At 62.1% G+C, this 16846-nt stretch carries 16 protein-coding genes and 1 pseudogene; 7 read left to right on the top strand and 10 right to left on the bottom strand.

What is annotated here, in order from left to right:
• Positions 1-168 precede the first annotated feature (168 nt).
• A complete protein-coding gene (locus tag Q7S58_RS14325; RefSeq protein ID WP_304826958.1) occupies positions 169-1713 on the bottom strand; it encodes a YifB family Mg chelatase-like AAA ATPase in 1545 nt (514 codons plus the stop codon).
• Between the two features lie 241 nt (positions 1714-1954).
• On the opposite strand from Q7S58_RS14325, the pseudogene Q7S58_RS14320 reads away from it, so the two are divergent.
• Positions 1955-2661 (top strand): annotated as a pseudogene (locus Q7S58_RS14320) (DUF899 domain-containing protein).
• Between the two features lie 73 nt (positions 2662-2734).
• On the opposite strand, the gene Q7S58_RS22240 reads toward Q7S58_RS14320, so the two are convergent.
• The 4 genes from Q7S58_RS22240 to def form a co-directional block, all read right to left on the bottom strand.
• On the bottom strand, positions 2735-2926 hold the full coding sequence (locus tag Q7S58_RS22240) for a DinB family protein (protein WP_370655524.1): 192 nt from the start codon (positions 2924-2926) through the stop codon (positions 2735-2737).
• 151 nt (positions 2927-3077) lie between these two features.
• Positions 3078-4469 (bottom strand): 16S rRNA (cytosine(967)-C(5))-methyltransferase RsmB, encoded by a 1392-nt coding sequence (rsmB, locus tag Q7S58_RS14315; RefSeq protein ID WP_304826951.1) that lies wholly within the window; start codon positions 4467-4469, stop codon positions 3078-3080.
• A gap of 16 nt (positions 4470-4485) precedes the next feature.
• Positions 4486-5448, bottom strand: a complete 963-nt coding sequence (gene fmt, locus Q7S58_RS14310) for a methionyl-tRNA formyltransferase (RefSeq protein ID WP_304827141.1) — start codon at positions 5446-5448, stop codon at positions 4486-4488.
• A gap of 19 nt (positions 5449-5467) precedes the next feature.
• Positions 5468-6010, bottom strand: coding sequence for a peptide deformylase (def, locus tag Q7S58_RS14305; protein ID WP_304826947.1), 543 nt, complete (start codon positions 6008-6010; stop codon positions 5468-5470).
• A gap of 158 nt (positions 6011-6168) precedes the next feature.
• On the opposite strand from def, the gene Q7S58_RS14300 reads away from it, so the two are divergent.
• Both Q7S58_RS14300 and Q7S58_RS14295 read left to right on the top strand, forming a co-directional pair.
• Positions 6169-6372, top strand: coding sequence for an addiction module protein (locus Q7S58_RS14300; RefSeq protein WP_304826943.1), 204 nt, complete (start codon positions 6169-6171; stop codon positions 6370-6372).
• The gene (locus Q7S58_RS14295; RefSeq protein WP_304826940.1) at positions 6369-6683 is read left to right on the top strand and encodes a hypothetical protein; all 315 of its coding nucleotides are present in this window, start codon (positions 6369-6371) and stop codon (positions 6681-6683) included. Before Q7S58_RS14300 ends, Q7S58_RS14295 begins: the two co-directional genes overlap by 4 nt.
• Positions 6684-6694: 11 nt before the next feature.
• On the opposite strand, the gene Q7S58_RS14290 is transcribed toward Q7S58_RS14295, so the two are convergent.
• Both Q7S58_RS14290 and priA read right to left on the bottom strand, forming a co-directional pair.
• Positions 6695-7648, bottom strand: coding sequence for an alpha/beta fold hydrolase (locus Q7S58_RS14290; protein ID WP_304826937.1), 954 nt, complete (start codon positions 7646-7648; stop codon positions 6695-6697).
• Between the two features lie 38 nt (positions 7649-7686).
• Positions 7687-10188, bottom strand: a complete 2502-nt coding sequence (gene priA / locus Q7S58_RS14285; protein WP_304826933.1) for a primosomal protein N' — start codon at positions 10186-10188, stop codon at positions 7687-7689.
• Positions 10189-10366: 178 nt separating this feature from the next.
• Between priA and aroC the strand changes: the two genes are divergently transcribed.
• The 4 genes from aroC (at position 10367) to Q7S58_RS14265 (ending at position 13635) form a co-directional block, all read left to right on the top strand.
• A complete protein-coding gene (gene aroC, locus Q7S58_RS14280; RefSeq protein WP_304826930.1) occupies positions 10367-11533 on the top strand; it encodes a chorismate synthase in 1167 nt (388 codons plus the stop codon).
• Between the two features lie 51 nt (positions 11534-11584).
• Positions 11585-12160: a shikimate kinase gene (locus Q7S58_RS14275; RefSeq protein ID WP_304826927.1), complete on the top strand. Its 576-nt coding sequence runs from the start codon at positions 11585-11587 to the stop codon at positions 12158-12160.
• 19 nt (positions 12161-12179) lie between these two features.
• Positions 12180-13256 (top strand): 3-dehydroquinate synthase, encoded by a 1077-nt coding sequence (aroB, locus tag Q7S58_RS14270; protein ID WP_304826924.1) that lies wholly within the window; start codon positions 12180-12182, stop codon positions 13254-13256.
• Between the two features lie 136 nt (positions 13257-13392).
• Positions 13393-13635: a helix-turn-helix domain-containing protein gene (locus Q7S58_RS14265; protein WP_304826922.1), complete on the top strand. Its 243-nt coding sequence runs from the start codon at positions 13393-13395 to the stop codon at positions 13633-13635.
• Positions 13636-13682: 47 nt separating this feature from the next.
• Here Q7S58_RS14265 and Q7S58_RS14260 read toward each other — a convergent pair whose 3' ends face one another.
• The 3 genes from Q7S58_RS14260 to Q7S58_RS14250 all read right to left on the bottom strand — a co-directional run.
• Positions 13683-14633: a phosphotriesterase gene (locus Q7S58_RS14260; RefSeq protein WP_304826919.1), complete on the bottom strand. Its 951-nt coding sequence runs from the start codon at positions 14631-14633 to the stop codon at positions 13683-13685.
• Positions 14634-14745: 112 nt separating this feature from the next.
• Positions 14746-15321: a signal peptidase II gene (lspA, locus tag Q7S58_RS14255; RefSeq protein WP_304826916.1), complete on the bottom strand. Its 576-nt coding sequence runs from the start codon at positions 15319-15321 to the stop codon at positions 14746-14748.
• A gap of 4 nt (positions 15322-15325) precedes the next feature.
• Positions 15326-16846: class I tRNA ligase family protein (locus Q7S58_RS14250; protein WP_304826913.1), on the bottom strand; the 1521-nt coding region annotated here is incomplete at its 5' end.

The following is a 16846-nucleotide window of genomic DNA, read 5'->3' as shown; positions in this document are numbered from 1 at the left end:
ACCACAAAAACGGCCATTTTCGCTGCGCTGCCCATCGATGACCCTCCTCGAGAAATCCCGCAATCACGGAGCTTTCCAACCAAATGGTCATAAATTCAGCTTATTTGATGAATCAGCTATACCAATGCGCAAAGCAAATCAAGGGCCCGAAAACGGGCCGTTTCCCGGCTAAATTGCGGTGCGATCGAGCGAACGATACTGGATCGCCTCGCTCACGTGATGCGCCCCGATTGCGACGCTATCGTCGAGGTCGGCGATTGTGCGCGCCACCTTGAGGATTCGCGTGTAGGCGCGCGCGCTCAGCCCGAGCCGATTGATCGCAAGCTCGAGCAGCCGCTCGCCCGCGCTCTCGATCTGGCAATGCTTGTGCAAATCGCGCGAACCCATTTGCGCGTTGCAGAAAAAAGGCATCCCCGCGAAACGTTTGAGCTGAATTTCGCGCGCTCGATTCACCCGCTCCCGAATCGATTGCGAAGCTTCGCCTGCGGTTTGCCCCGTCAGTTCCTTATATTTGACTGCGGGCACTTCGATATGGATATCGATTCGATCGAGCAGCGGACCCGAGATGCGCGAGCGATAGCGCTGGATTCCAATCGGCGCGCACGAGCATTCATGCTGCGGGTCGGTGTAAAATCCGCAGGGACACGGATTCATCGCGGCGACCAGCATCACGCTCGCCGGGAACGTCAGCGTACCCATCACGCGGGAAATTGTGATGCGTGCGTCTTCGAGCGGCTGGCGCAATACCTCGAGCACGTTTTTGCGGAACTCGGGCAACTCGTCGAGGAACAACACCCCATGATGCGCGAGGCTGACCTCGCCGGGCCGCGGGATTGTGCCGCCGCCGATAAGTCCGGCATCCGAGATCGTATGATGCGGCGCGCGAAACGGCCGCGTCGAGATCAGCGCGCGTCCGTCGAGCAGCCCCATCACGCTGTGCACCTTGGTGGTTTCGATCGCCTCCTCGAAGGTCATCGCGGGCAGAATCGAGGGCAGCCGTTTCGCGAGCATCGTCTTGCCCGATCCGGGCGGCCCGATCATCAGCACGTTATGGCCGCCGGCCGCCGCGACTTCGAGCGCGCGCTTGGCCTGCTCCTGGCCCTTGACCTCGCTGAAGTCGACGTCGTACACGCTCGCCGCGCCGAACACGTCTTCGATTCTGGTCGAGGTCGGCTCGACCGTCCGCAAGCCGGCGAAGAACTCGAAGACTTCGCGGAGCGACTCGACGCCGAGCACCGCGGTGTCGCCCACGACCGACGCCTCGCCGGCATTCTCGCGCGGCAGGATCACTCCGTCGAACTTGCTGGCGCGCGCGAGCAATGCCGACGCGAGCGCGCCGCGGATGCCCTTGATTCGTCCGTCGAGGGCCAACTCGCCCAGCACCAGGTAACGGCGTAGTCGTGCTCGATCCTTGAGCGCGCTGCTGGCCGCGAGGATTCCCAGCGCGAGCGGCAAGTCGAATGCTGAGCCCTCCTTGCGCGTATCCGCCGGCGCGAAATTGATCGTCATTTTGCGGGTCGGAAATTCGAAGCCGGAATTTTTGATCGCCGATTTCACCCGGTCGAGCGACTCCTTGACCGCGCCCTCCGCGAGTCCGACCATCCGATGCGGCGGCGTGCCCGCCCCGATGTCGACCTCCACTTCGACCGGGACCGCTTCGACTCCTACCAACGCGCTCGAAAGTACGCTCGCGTGCAAACCAGGCTCCCCCATCGACGGTTCTCGATGAACCGTTGACGCGGGATGACATTAGCGCAACCACGCGCCGCTGGCGATGCGCGCTAACTGCCGGTGTTGTCGGTGTAACCGCCGGGCGCTCGAGTCACTGGATGCATCCTATCGCCACTCTGAAGGTTCTCCACGATGCCTTGAAAGACGGATTGACAATTGAGTAATCAGGTACCCATCAGCGAAACCGATCGGCGAACAAATCCGCTCGGGAAAGAGGTCCGGCATGCAAAATGGAAAAATTGTTTCGCGGGACGAATGGCTCGAGGCGCGCACGCAGTTCCTCGCGAAGGAAAAGGAATTCACCAAGCTCCGCGATGAATTGAATCGGCAGCGGCGCGATCTCCCGTGGGTGCGCGTGGAAAAGGATTATGTTTTCGATGGACCGGACGGCAAGCAGACTCTAGCCGATCTCTTCGCCGGCCACACCAGCTTATCGTCTATCATTTCATGTTCGACCCGAGTTGGGCCGAGGGATGCAAGCACTGTTCGTTCTGGGCCGACAACTACAACGGAATCGTCGTGCATCTGGCGCATCGCGACGTGACCCTGGTCGCCGTTTCGCGCGCGCCGCTCGCCAAGATCGAAGCGTTCAAGCGCCGGATGGGATGGACGTTCCCGTGGCTGTCGTCATTCGGCAGCGACTTCAATTTCGACTATCACGTGTCGCATTCGCCGGAAGAGATTGCGCAGGGCGAAATCGAAATCAATTACCGCCGCGAGAAAACTTCGATGACCGAGAACGCGGGTATCAGCGCCTTCTATAAGGACGACGGCGGCGCCGTGTTCCACACCTATTCGTGCTATCAGCGCGGCCTCGACATGATGAACGGCGCGTATCACTTGCTTGACCTCGTGCCCAAGGGACGCGACGAAGACGGGCTGCCGTTCCCGCAAGCGTGGGTCCGCCACCACGACAAGTACGAGGATTAGGCCTCGCATCGAGCTTGTCGTTTGTCCGACTGCTTCGATCCGATAACTTGACTCAATCCGCAGGCGCTATCATTCACACAGCGGTGCGGAACATCGCGAGCAGATCGGTTACGCTCGGATCGCGGCCAAGTTGATGCATCATCGCCGTAAGCTGCCCGCGATGATGCGTCTGATGATTGAAATAGTGCGTGCGTAGATGCCGTGATTCATGCGCGAGTTGTACTGCGCCATCGTCTTGTGCTGCGTGATTAAGTCCATCGCCGATTCCTTTTCATCCCGGTGATCCCGTGCGACCTACTCCGTGTCATTCTGAGGCGAAGGCTGCGCAGCCGAAGGGTGAAACCCGGATCCGGGATCCCTCGTCGCAAGGCTCGCTAGGGATGACACGGAATGACTGCGGCAATCTGCTCCCGTTGTCATCGACGTTTCAGGCGCGCGGCGAAGAATCCGTCCAGCCCGCCGATATCGGGACGCGTCTGCATCAAGCCGCGCGCATCGAGCACGCCCTCAAACTCCTCTCGATGCTCGAGTTCACGATCGATGTCGAACTCGCGATGATGCTGTAAAAACGAATCGATCACGCCGATTCCTTCTTCGGGCGCGATACTGCAAACCGAATAGACGACCGCTCCGCCAGATCGCACGATCGAGGAGGCGTGCTCGAGCATCCGCAACTGGATCGCCGCCATCCGAGCCGGATCCTGCGGACCGACGCGCCAGCGAATCTCCGGATGCTCCCGCAGCGTGCCGAGTCCGGTGCAAGGAGCGTCGAGCAGAACGTAATCGAACCGCATCGGCGGCAGCGGAATCGCGGACGCGAGGTCGGCGCGCACGAAGCTGATATTGTCGTGACGCAATCGATTCGCGACGTCGCGCGCATTCTTGAGACCGGCAAAATTAAGGTCCAGCGCGATAACCCGGCCGCGCTCGCCGACCATCTCCGCGAGATGAGAACTCTTTCCTCCCGGCGCCGCGGCACAATCGACGACGGTAGCGCCGATCGGCGGGGCGAGCATCCGCGCGACCATCTGCGACGCCTCCGACTGTGCGTGAAAAAGTCCATCACGATACGCGCTCGATTCGAAGTTTGCCGCTCCATTGAGCACGATCGTTTCGGGCGCGCGGCCGCCGTCGCCAATTTCGAATCCTTCTTCGATGAGCCGCGCGATTATTTCGTCGCGCGTGCCGCGCTTCAGATTCAGGCGAATCGCGTTCGGCGCGGCTTCGTTGTTTGCGGCCATCAGGCGCTCGGCATCCGCAGCGCCGAATGACGCGACGAAGCGCTCGACCATCCACCGCGGATGCGAATACGCGATCGCGAGAAAACGATTTTCGTCGCGCGCGCGATTCGGCAATGCGGGCTGCTCGCGAGTCGCGCGGCGCATGACGGCGTTCACGAAGCCTGACGCCTTGCGCGCCTCCGGAATTCTCTTCGCGAGGCTGACGGCGGTATCGACCACCGCGTGCTGCGGAACGCGATCGAGAAACCGCAACTGGAAGAGGCCCATCCGCATGATCGCGAGCACCGGCGGCTGAATCCCATCGAGCCGGCGGCCGGTCAGCAGCGCGAGTTCGTAATCGATGCGTGCGCGCCATGCGATCGTGCCGAGCACCAGCCGCGTGATAAGCCGCCGATCGCTCAGCTTGAATTCCGGCAATCGCGCGCCGAGCAGCACGTCGGCATATCCGTTTTGCTCGTCGACGCGAAGCAGAATCTCGACCGCCGCGAGCCGCGACGCGATTCCTTCGTTGGCGGCGCGCGCCGCGGGACTTGCGCGTCGAATCGAACTGGCAGGGCGTTCGCTCATTTGTCCAGCCTCGCGCTCATGCGCCCAGCCGCGCGCCAACGCCGATGCGCTTGCCGCGAAAAAAATCCGCGGCCGGCATCCGTTTGCGTCCCGGCGCCTGCACCTCGATCAGCCGGAGCCGTCCGACGCCGCATTGCACGATCGGACTCGGCTTCAGGTTCACGATCGTGCCAGGCACTTCGCTACTCGACCTTTCATTTTCGACGGCCGCGCGCCAGATGAGAATTTCCTCGCCCCCGAGCGTCGTTCGCGCGACCGGCCATGGATCGTACGCGCGCGTCATCCGCTCGATCGCGCTCGCGGGTTTGCTCCAATCAATCGCGGCGTCGGCTTTTTCGATTTGCGACGTGTAAGTTGCCGCCGCTTCGTCCTGCGGAGTTTCTTTGAGCTCGCCGCGAATCAGCAACGCGATCGCCTCGAGTATCGCATCTGCGCCAAGCTCAGCCAGTTTTTCCTTGAGCGTGCCTTGTGTGTCGTCGGGCGCAATCGGAATCCTGCGATGCAGGTACGTCGGGCCCGCATCCATTTGCTCGATTATCCGCATGATCGTCACGCCGGTTTCATGCTCGCCGGCGAGAATCGCCGCTTCGATTGGCGCGGCGCCGCGATATTTCGGCAACAACGACGCGTGCACGTTGATCGGCGCGATCTTCGGTACGTCGAGAATCGATTGCGGCAGAATTCTCCCGTACGCCGCGACGACGAGCAGGTCGGGCTCGAATGCTATCAGCTCGGCGAGAAACTCGGGCGTGCGAATCTTCACCGGCTTAAGCGTCGGAATCGCGTGCCGCGCCGCCACTGCGCCGACCTCGCTCGGCTCCATCTGAAGACGGCGTCCGCGCGGTTGATCGGGCCGCGTGATGACGCCGACGACGTGAAAGCGCGCATTCGACGCCGCATCATCAGAAGGCGGACGCGACGCCGCGATCATGCGCTCCAGGATATGAGCCGCCAGACTCGGCGTGCCCATGAAGACGATCCTGAGCGGCGTTGCTGCCTTAAATCCGGACGGTGGAGGGGCGCTCGCTATCGGCCTTGCCCTCCTTGATGAGCTTTTTCAGTTTGCGCTTGTAGAGTTCGCGCTTGATCCGGCTGATCCGATCGATGAACAACTTGCCGTCGAGATGATCGATCTCATGCTGCAGCGCGACCGCGAGCAACTCGTCGGCTTCGAGCTCGATTTCCTTCTGTTCCGGCGTCCACGCGCGCACCAGCACTCGCGCGGCGCGTTCGACGTCGGCGGTGTAATCGATCACCGAGAGGCATCCCTCTTCCCACACGATGCTGCCTTCGGCTTCGACCACCCGCGGATTGATCAGCTTCAGCAGATGCTTGCCAGGATCTTCGTGATCGGTGTCGAGCACGATGATGCGCTGCGATTCGCCGACCTGCGGCGCGGCCAGGCCTACGCCCGGCGCGGCGTACATCGTCTGCACCATGCTGTCGATCAACGCGGCGGTCGAGCCGTTGATATCGGCGACCGGAGCGGCGGGCGTCTTGAGTGCGTCGTCGGGAAATTTGCGGATTCTGAGCAGCGCCATCTGGATGAACCGTGTAGCTTGAATCTATCAAACGCTCGATGGCGCCGAAAGTTACTCCCGACTGGCATCGATTCGTTCGGCCCAGCTTCCGTTATGAGCGTCGAGCGGATTAGACTAGAGCCATGTCCGAATCCGCGAGAAAAGTACTGAGGGATGCCTTGCTGCTTCCGGATGCTGAGCGCGCCGAACTGGTAAGCGAGTTGCTCGACAGCCTGCCGCGCCCGACGACCGGCGATGAACGTTCCGACGAGCAATGGATAGCAGAGGTGGAGCGTCGCGCACGCGAGGCGCTCTCCGGTAGCGGCGGACTGTCGTGGGAAGCGGCCCGGGCCCAAGTAAGCGAGCATCTGCCGCGCAAGTGAAGTCTGTCCGGCTCGCGCCCGAGACAGTCGCAGAGCTTAGCGAAGCGGCGGCGTGGTACGAGTCGCAGCGCCCCGGTCTGGCCGAGGACTTCCTCAACGAATTCGAAGCCGTATTGCGGCTGATCGAAACCCGGCCAGCATCGTTTCCAAGACTGCTCGACGCCGCTCCTGATCTAAACATTAGGCGCGCGCCACTGTCGCGCTTCCCTTATTCAGCGGTATTCATCGAGTTACCTGCGGAGATTCGAATCGTGGCCGTGGCGCATCTAAAGCGGCGCCCCGGCTACTGGCTTAATCGCGTCGGCAAGTAGCGGAGGGATCTTCAGGCGCCGTCGGCGGCGAGGCCGTGTTCGGCCAGAAAAGTTTCGGCGGCGCGAAAACTTTCGGCTGGCCGCTCGATTTGCAGAAAATGCGTCGTGTCAGGGATCGCTTCGTACGGCAGGCCCGATTCTTCGGCGATCGCTTTGCCGATCAACGCGGGCGGCATCACGTCTTCGAGCGCGGGATCGCCGCAGACCAGCTTGAGCGGCACCGGGCATCGAGCGATCTTCTGCCACAATCCGGGATCGGCATTGAACGCGAATATCTGCGCCTCGAACTCGCGCGGACAGGCAAGAATCCAGTCGCCGCTCGCGCGATCGTGGCGCAGCGTCGCTCGCGCCATCAGTTCGTCCGCGCCCGGAACCCAGCGCTTGAAGCGCCGCGCAAATTGTTTTGCGAGATCGAGCGGATCTTTGTAGCGCTCGGGCCGGCGCGCGGCGCGCGACGACAGCGAATCCTTGTCGTTCTGCTGCAGGTACCGAACCGGATGCCCCTCGCGCGGATAAATCGGCGGATCGTAGAGCACCAACGCGTCGAAGCGACGGCCGAACTTGAACGCGTGCATCGCAGCCGCGACGCCCGACATCGAATGGAACAGGCCGGCGGCGCGCTTTACCCCAAGCTCGCGATTGACCGCATCGAAGACCGCGTCGAGATCGTCGATAAAATTGGGCCAGGTGTGCCCTTCGGCAGTATGCAGCGGATTGTGCCCGTGATTGCGGAAGTCGAAAGCGATCACTTCGTACTTATCGCGCAGCGGCCCCCAGAACGGAAAGTAGCCGTCGATCGCGAGTCCGTTGCCGTGACTCAGGAACAGTCGCGGACCCGCGGGATTCCCGTGCTGGCGAATGCGGATGATCGCGCCGTCCTTCATCCTCGCTTCGAACGTATGGCGCGACTGCGGCACGTGATGAATTGCGGAATTAATCGGATGATGTGGATGTTGTTCGCTCATCTGGTTTTTTTGATTCAAAGCATCCTGATTTTTTTGAGTCAAAGCATTCTGACTGGATCGATATCGATCGCGAGATAAATTTCGCCGCGTTCAGCCGCATCGCCAAGTTCCGCGCGCATCGACGCGAGCGCCTCGCGCATCGGCTTCAGTTCGCGCGATTTTATCATCACTTGCCATCGGTAGCGCTGCTTGATTCGTTCGATCGGAGCGGGCGCCGGGCCGAGGACGCGCATGCCGTCGGGCGTCGCCGCTCGCGCGAGCGATTTCGCGACTGCCTCGGCGAGCTTGCGCACGCGGTCTGAATCGACGCCTTCAATTCGCACCATCGCGAGTCTCGCAAACGGCGGATACATCAGATCGCGCCGCAACTGCAACTCGCGCTTGATGAAGCGCGCGTAGTCCTGGTCCTTCGCCGCGCGGATGCTGTAGTGGTTGGGCGCGTAGGTCTGGATAATCACGCGGCCGGCGCGCTCACCGCGGCCGGCGCGGCCGGCGACCTGCGTGAGCAACTGAAACGTGCGCTCCGCAGATCGGAAATCCGGCATGTTGAGCGCCATGTCGGCGAGCACCACCGCGGCCAGCGTGACGCCGGGAAAATCGAAACCCTTGGTGATCATCTGAGTGCCGACGAGGATATCGATTTCGCGCGCGCGCAACTCGGCCAGCATCCGCGCCCGCGCTCCCTTGAGTCCGCTGGTGTCGGAATCCATCCGCTCGATACGAGCATCGGGAATCAACTGCGCGAGCGTCTCGGCGAGGCGTTCGGTGCCGAAGCCCTGGCCCTTCAGTCCGTAGCCGCGGCATTCGGGACAAGTATCCGGCGCTGCTGTGTGACTGCCGCAATAGTGGCATCGGAGCGAGCGGTCGCGCATATGAAACGTCATGCTGACGCTGCAATTCGCGCAGGCAATCACGTTGCCGCAGATGTGGCATTGCAGAAAATTGTGGAACCCGCGCCGATTCAGAAAGACGATACTCTGGCCGCCCGACGCGAGGTTCTCGCGCAGCGCGGCGATCAATGCGGATGAAAGTGGTAATGTCTCCGATGCGGATTCCTTCTTTCCGACAGAGCCACCTGCAACTGCGCCATTGATCGATTTAGGCGCGCCCGCGGCGATTTGCGCGTCGGAGATTTTGCGAGCCTCGGCAATCTCGCGGCGCATATCGATAATTTCGACCTGCGCCAGTGCGCGCTCGTTCACGCGGCGCGACAATCTAAGCAAGCGGTATCGTCCGCGCCGGGAGTTGGCGAACGATTCGCTCGACGGCGTCGCTGAACCGAGCACGACTGGACATTTCGAAAATCCCGCGAGGGCGACGGCGAGATCGCGCGCGTGATAGCGGATGCCTTCCTCATTTTTGTACGACGCGTCGTGCTCTTCATCGACGACGATCAGGCCGAGGTCGTGAATTGGCGCGAAAATCACCGAGCGCGGACCGATCATGATTCGTGCCTCGCCGCCGAGCGCCGCCATCCAACTGGCCCATCGCTCGGAGACGTTCTGCGCGCTATGTGCGATACCGACCAGCGAGCCGAAGCGCGCGCGAAACGATCGAACGATTTCGTCGGCGAGCGCAATTTCAGGGACCATGAACAAAACGCTGCGGCCTTCCAGGAGAGCGCGTGCGGCGAGGTTGAGATAAATTTCGGTCTTGCCGCTCGCGGTCACGCCCCAGAGCAGAAAGGCCTCGTAGCGGCGCTTTTCGATTGCCGGCATGATCGCGTCGAGCGCGATTCGCTGCTCGTCGGTGAGATCGAATCCCGGTGTTGCGGCGAGTTGGTGCGCATCAGGAGGTGCGGCCTCGATTTCGATCAGGCCGCGGCGCGCGAGGCTTTTCAGAATCGCGCCGGCGCCGTCGATTTCGAGTTTCAGCTCTTCGACGCGCCTTCCCGATTCTCCATTCTTTTGGATCGCGTCGAGCACCGCGCGCTGTCTGAGGCCGCGAACGCCGGTGACATCCGCGTCGTGCGCGATGCGAGCAATCGTGTCGGACGCGTCGCGATGCCGCCCCTGCATGCTATCGCGGCGCTGAAGCGTTCCGTCGCCGATGAATCGAGCAAGCGCTGCGCGGACTTCGTTGCGGGTGCCGAATTTTTCGAGTTGGCGCGGCGTCATCGGACGTTTGGACACGGCCTCGACGATCGCACGCTCGACGATTGTGAAGGTTGCGCGAGCGAGTGGATCCGGTTCGGCGCCGAGGCGATACGCGGTGCGTGATTCGACCCTCGCGAGCGCGGGAATCACGCTGCGATAGGCCTCGGCGAGCGAGACCATGTAGTACGACGAAAGAAATTCCATCAGCTCGAGATGAGCGCGATCGAAGAGCGGGCGCGGTTCGAGCAATTCGATGATCGGCTTCAGCGGCTCGCGCGAAAGTTCCTCGCCGAGCCCGGTGACGATGCCGGTCAGGCGGCGCGATCGCAGCGGCACGAGCACCAGATGGCCCGGCTGGATGCGGCCGTCGAGTTCGCGCGGAATCGCATAGGTGAGTTGATCGAATCCCCGCGCCGTGCCGACGATTACAATGTTTGCCTGCATCGCAAGTTGCCGCGCGCCACGCGCCGGATCGGCGAATGCAATAATGCGCGGCCGCCGGAGCGCGCGCCACCACCTGCTGCCAAATCGAATCGCGAAAAGGCCCCCGCTTTCACGCGCGCCGCGAGTCTGGTTGAATCGAATTGCCCCGGCTCGAGCGAGTCGCGGGCCAGGATAATAGATGCTTCGTTTCCTCACCGCTGGAGAATCGCACGGCCCCGAACTGGTCACGATAGTCGAGGGAGTACCCGCCGGCTTCGCGATCAATCTCGCGACGATCAACCGCGACCTCGCGCGCCGCCAGAAAGGCTATGGCCGCGGCGGCAGGATGCTGATTGAAAAGGACGAAGCGCGCCCGGTGTCGGGAATCCGCTTCGGCAAGTCGCTCGGCAGTCCGATCACGCTGATAATCGAGAATCGCGATTTCAAAAACTGGGTCAAGCGGATGTCGATCGATCCGGCTGATCGCGGCGAGGCGACGCCGGTGACGCGCGCGCGTCCCGGCCACGCCGATCTCGCGGGCGTGCTGAAATACAACCTCGACGATATCCGCGACGTGCTCGAACGGGCGTCGGCGCGGGAAACCACGGCGCGCGTGGCAATCGGCGGCCTCGTGCGGCAGATTCTCTCGCCATTCGGAATCGACGTGCTCGGTTATGTCGCGACGATCGGCGCAACCGATGCGGACACGCCCACCAATCTCGGTATCGACGAATTGCGGCGCATCACGGAGGAATCGCAGGTGCGCGTGGCTGACGCGGAGGCGGAGAAAAACATCATCGCCGAGATCGATGAATGCAAAAAAGCCGGCGACACGCTCGGCGGAATCGTCGAGGTGATCGTGAGCGGCTTGCCGGTCGGCCTCGGCAGTCACGTGCATTGGGATCGCAAACTCGACGGACGGCTCGCGCACGCGCTGCTAAGTTTGCAGGCGGCCAAGGGCGTCGAGCTGGGCCTCGGTTTTACCGCGGGAAGAATTCGCGGTTCCGCGCTGCATGACGAAATCGGCTACGACGCCGAGGCGCGGCGCTTCACGCGTCATTCGAACAACTCGGGCGGCACCGAAGGCGGGATGAGTACCGGTGAGCCGCTCCGGGTGAGAGTTGCGTTCAAGCCGCTTTCGACGCTGATGCGGCCGCTGCGTTCGGTCGATATCAAGACCAAGGCGGAAGCGGTCGGCGCGATCGAGCGATCCGACGTGTGCGCAATTCCGGCGGCCGCAGTGATCGCGGAGGCGGTCGTTGCATTCGAGATCGCGGCGGCGTTTCTGGATAAATTTGGCGGTGATTCGTTGACCGAGATCGCTCGCAATCTGAAGGGTTTCCAGGAGCAAGTCCGCAATTACTAAGCGGCAAATTTCAAGCGGAAGAATCGCCGCGGCCTCGCGACGCGATCTCAGATGACGCCGAAACTCATCCTCACCGGATTTATGGCGAGCGGAAAAAGCACGGTTGGTCCGCTGGTAGCAAGTCGGCTCGGCTGGCATTTCCTCGATAGCGACGCGGAAATAATCGCGCGCGCTGGCAAACCGATCGCGCAAATTTTTTCCGATGACGGCGAAGCAAAATTTCGAGCACTCGAACGCGAAGCGATAGCTCGGCTCGCCGACATCCATCGGCGATGCCCTCACTGCCACGGCATTCGGCCCGAAGTAATCTCGACTGGCGGCGGCGCGCTGATGGATCGCGCGAATTGCGAAGCGTTGAAGCGAGCCGGCGTGGTGATTTGCCTGACGGCGCGGCCAGAGGTCATCGCGGCTCGCGTGGCTCGATCGAAAACGGTGCGGCCGAAGTTGATGGAGCGCGGAAAATCGACGCTCGAGCGAATCAAGGAATTGATGGAAGAACGGCGCGAGGCGTACGCGCGCGCAGATCTGCAAATTGACAGTTCCGAACTGAGCGTCGAGCAGGCGGCGGACCTGGTGCTCGCGGAGTTTTCGGCGTGCGCGGCACGAAGAGGCATGGTGTCCAGATGAGCGGGACGCGGGCATAGCGATGCGCACGATTGAAATCGCGCTCGGCGCATCGTCGCACTCCGCGCACGTCGGCGCAGGACTTCTGGATCGCCTTGGCGAACTGGCGCTGGACGCGGGGCTGAGCGCGGGGCCGTGCGCGATCATCACCGATTCCAACGTCGAGAACCTCTACGCTGCGCGCGCCGCGGACGCGCTCCGAAAGAGCGGTTTTGCGCCGACTACGATTTCATTTCCGGCGGGCGAGGCGAGCAAATCCGCGGCGACGCTCGAGACGCTCTACGATCGCATGACGGCGGCGAACCTCGATCGCAATGCAGCGATATTCGCGCTCGGCGGCGGTGTCGCCGGCGATCTCGGCGGATTTGCCGCGGCCACATTTTTGCGCGGCGTGCCGCTGGTGCAGGTGCCGACAACGGTTGTCGCACAGGTCGATTCGTCGCTCGGCGGCAAGACCGGCATCAATCATCGGCACGCGAAGAATCTGATCGGCGCGTTTTACCAACCGCGCCTGATTGTCGCCGACGTGGCGACGCTCGCGACCCTGCCGGAGCGCGAATTGCTCGAAGGTCTGGCCGAAGTAATCAAGTATGGCGCGATCATGGATGCGCCGATGATCGCCGATCTCGAGCGGACGCTCGATTCGATTCTCGCGCGCGACGCGAACGTACTCGAAGACATGGTGGCGCGATCGCTCGCGCACAAGGCCGCGGTGGTTTCCGCCGATGAACACGAGGGCGGGCTGCGCAAGACGCTGAATTTCGGACACACGATCGGCCACGCGATCGAGGCAAGTGCGGGTTACGGAAAATACTTGCACGGCGAGGCGGTCGCGATCGGGATGGTCGCGGCGGCGCGGCTATCATCGCGTTACGCCGGCTTCTCCGCCGACGAGGCTTCGCGATTGGAGCGATTGATCGCGCGCGCCGGATTGCCGACCGAATTGCCGGCCGGATGGCAGACCGACGACTTCATGCGCGCGCTCAAACTCGACAAAAAACGCGTCGAGGGCGCGGTCGAATTCGTGCTGCTCGATCGGCTCGGGCATTCACTCACGCGGCGGCTTACGATCGACGAAATGCTGAGCCCGCTTGGCTGAAATGGACGATCGTTGTCTGGATACGACGCGTGTGATTTGCTTGAAGAGTAGTTAGTCGTGCGGGGCCGTCCGGTCCCGGGCCAACCACACAGGGAGGGAATTTCGAGGGGAGAAACGCCAAGAGCGAGGTTTTCTCATGGAACGTTTCGACCAGATGAAGAGCAAGGTTCTGACGGTTCAGGAAGTTTCGAGCTACCTGAGAGTGCATCCATCGACGATCTACCGGATGCTGAGAAGGCATCAGTTGCCGGCTTTCAGGGTCGGCAGCGACTGGCGCTTTACCGTCGAGGCGATCGACAAATGGCGCGAGCATGTCGAGTCCGGGATATCCGAGCCGGCGAAGAATCACAGGCCGGAGCATCACGGCGCATCGAAGTAGATGCGCCGCGATCGATTCGTTAGCGATTTGCCCGCGCGCAGTTCGCGCTAATTGAAATACTGCCGCGGATTCTCGACCAGCATCGCGCGGATTTTTGCTTCACCGACGCCGGCCTCCTTGAGCGCAGGCACAATGTTCTTGAACACGTGCGTCGGCGTCCAATTCTTAATCAGCTTTGCGGTTTCGGGCGGCAGCTCGAGTCCGCGTCCCAGCCAGCATGCGACCGTGTCGTGCGATAGCACGAGCTGATTCTGGTAGCCCACGCCGAGCAAGCCGATCAGCGACGCGAGGCGCAATTTGTCGGGATGCGCGAAATCCAGGCCGAAGCGATCGAAGCCGAGGACGCAGCCGCGATCAAGCATCGCCACGTGATAGCTCAAGTCTGACGATCCGCAGCTATGCCCAATGATCACGTGTTTCAGGTCCACTCCTTCCGACGCGAAAATGTCGAGCTGCTCGCGGCCCATCGTGCCTTCTTCGGTATGCGTCGTGATTGGCACGCCGGTGATCTTCTGCGCCCGCGCGGCCGCGCGGAGGCAATTCTCTTCATAAGTGGTGATCATGCCCTTGCCGGTCGCGCACTTGATGATTCCCGCCTTGATTCCAGTATCGGCGATGCCCTTGTTGATCTCGCTGACATAGACCGCCGCGATATCGTCAACGGTGCGCTGCTTGAAATATGCGGTGTTGCCGAGGTCCTCCTTGTAGAGGCCGGTCGAGCAGATGATGTTGATGCCAGAGGCCGACGCCACTTCCGCCATGAAAGTGACGTCGCGGCCGATATCCATCGGGCACGGATCGACGAATGAAGTCAGCCCGAGGTCGCGCAATTCCTTCAGCCGCTCGACGCAATTCTTGAGCGCGGCCTTGCGTTCGAACTTCGGCGCCTGGCAATCGAGTTCCCATCCGGCCCATCCGATCAGCAGATGCTCGTGCATCAGCGTGGTTCCGAGTTGCTCCGGATTGATGGTTCCCGTGACCGTGTTGATTGCTTTCATCGAAATGCTCCTCTGCGTGGCACAGGCTTCAGCCTGTGCTCTTGGATGCTTGGGGGCCGCTGCTACTTCGCGAAACTAGACTTGACAAGGCGCTGGCGTCAAACCCGCGCGATCAGTCCGCGGCTGGAAGCTTTTCATCGTCGCGCGCGAAAAAAGTCGCCAGCACGATCATGACGACGCCAATCGAGATCGCGCTGTCGGCGACATTAAAGATCGGATAGCTCCAGTCGTAGTAATGCAGGCGGATGAAATCGATCACCTGGCCGTGGACGGAGCGATCGATCAGGTTGCCGGCCGCGCCGGCCAGAATGAGCGCGAACGCGATCGAGGTGATCGAGATGCGCTCGGCGCGAATCAGCATCGCCAGCAGCACGACGATCGCGGCCGCCGACATCGAAAACAGAAACGCCTCGCGGAACCACGGCGAGTACGCGGCGAACATGCTGAATGCCGCGCCGGGATTTTGCGTGTAGGTAAGATCCACGTAGTGATTGATGAGCGGGATCGTCTGGTAGAGCGACATGTGCGCCTTGACGAACAACTTGCTCGCCTGATCGAGCGCGAGCACCGGAATCGTGACGAGAATGAGCAGCAGCATCGGCGAGCGGCGCGGCGGCGCGGTTGCGACCGCGACGTTTGCCGACACTGCCGACTGATCCGACTCTGCGATCGCGCCTTCGAGGCTCATCGGATTACGCCCTCACCACGGTGCGGCATCGCGGACACAACTCGGGGTCGCCGCCGTCGTCGAAATAGGTCCAGCATCGCGCGCACTTCACGCCCGGCGCGTGCCGTCCGACAATCGTGATCGCTGGATGGGTCGGCGCGCGCGCGAAATCGCCATTTACCGAAAAGTCCTCGCGCCCAGCCGCTTCGCGGCGAATCGACGCAGCGTTAGCGTCGTCGAGGGCTTCGACTTTCGACACGATAAACAGGTCCTTCAGCAAGTCGCGATTCGCTGCGATATCGAGACCCTCGCCCACCGCGATGCTGACCGACGCTTCGAGCGAAGCACCGATCGCACCAGCTTTGCGCATCGCCTCGAGCAGTTTCAGCGCCTCGTCGCGGATTTGCAGCAGCCGCGCCCAGCGCGATTCGAGGTCGCCGTCGCGCCGCGCTGGATCAGCCGGATGCATCGTCAGTAGATGCACGCTGTCGAGACGAGCGCCCGGCAGATGCGCATAGATTTCCTCGGCAGTGAACGGAATCAGCGGCGCGAGCATCCGTAGCAGCGTGTCGAGCACGATGAATAGCGTCGTCTGCGCCGAGCGGCGCTTGAGCGATTTCGCGGCGTCGCAATAGAGGCGGTCGCGCGCGACATCTATATAGAGCGAGCTGAGATCGACCACGACGAAATTAAGTATCGCGTGATACGCGGCCTGAAAATCGAACACGTCGTAGGCGCGCCAGACTTCATCCTTGAGCTTCTCGGTGCGGTCGAGCATGAAGCGATCGAATTCGAGCATCTCACTCAACTGCACACTGTCGCTCGCGGGATCGAAATCGGCGAGATTGCCGAGCACGAAGCGGCAGGTGTTGCGAATTTTTCGATACGACTCGGAAACCGCGCCGTAAATCGTCTGGCCGAGCGCGATTTCGGTGGTGTAGTCGAGCGACGCGTACACCAGCCGCAAGACGTCGGCGCCAATTCGGTTCACAGCGTCGGCGGCGTCCTCGGAGTTGCCCAGAGACTTCGCCATCTTGCGCCCTTGCTCATCGACGGTCAGGCCGTGATTGATCACGTTGCGAAATGGCGCGACACCGCGATCGGCGACGGCGCACACCAGCGACGAGCCGAACCATCCGCGCGCCTGCTCGACCGCTTCGAGGTAGGCGTCGGCGGGCCAGGTCAGTTCGGGCCGCGCCGCCAGCACTGCGGCCTGCGACGCGCCGGAATCGAACCACACGTCGAGGACGTCGTTTTCCTTGATGAAGGCCGCGCCGCCGCATTTCGCGCATTTGAGATTCGGCGCGGCGAAATCCGCCGCCGGCCGGCTGAACCACGCGTCAGAGCCTTCGGCGGCGAAGATATTCTGCACCCGATCCATGGTCGCGAGATCGAGCGCGACTTCGTCGCATTCGGCGCATCTAAGCGCCGGAATCGGCACGCCCCACGCGCGCTGGCGCGAGAGCGTCCAGTCGGGACGCGTCTCGGTCATATTGCGGATGCGATCGCGCGACCATCCGGGGAACCATTTCACGCTGTCGATTGC

The organism is Candidatus Binatus sp. (assembly GCF_030646925.1).
GTDB lineage: Bacteria > Desulfobacterota > Binatia > Binatales > Binataceae > Binatus.
This window is presented reverse-complemented; position numbering and strand designations above follow the sequence as displayed.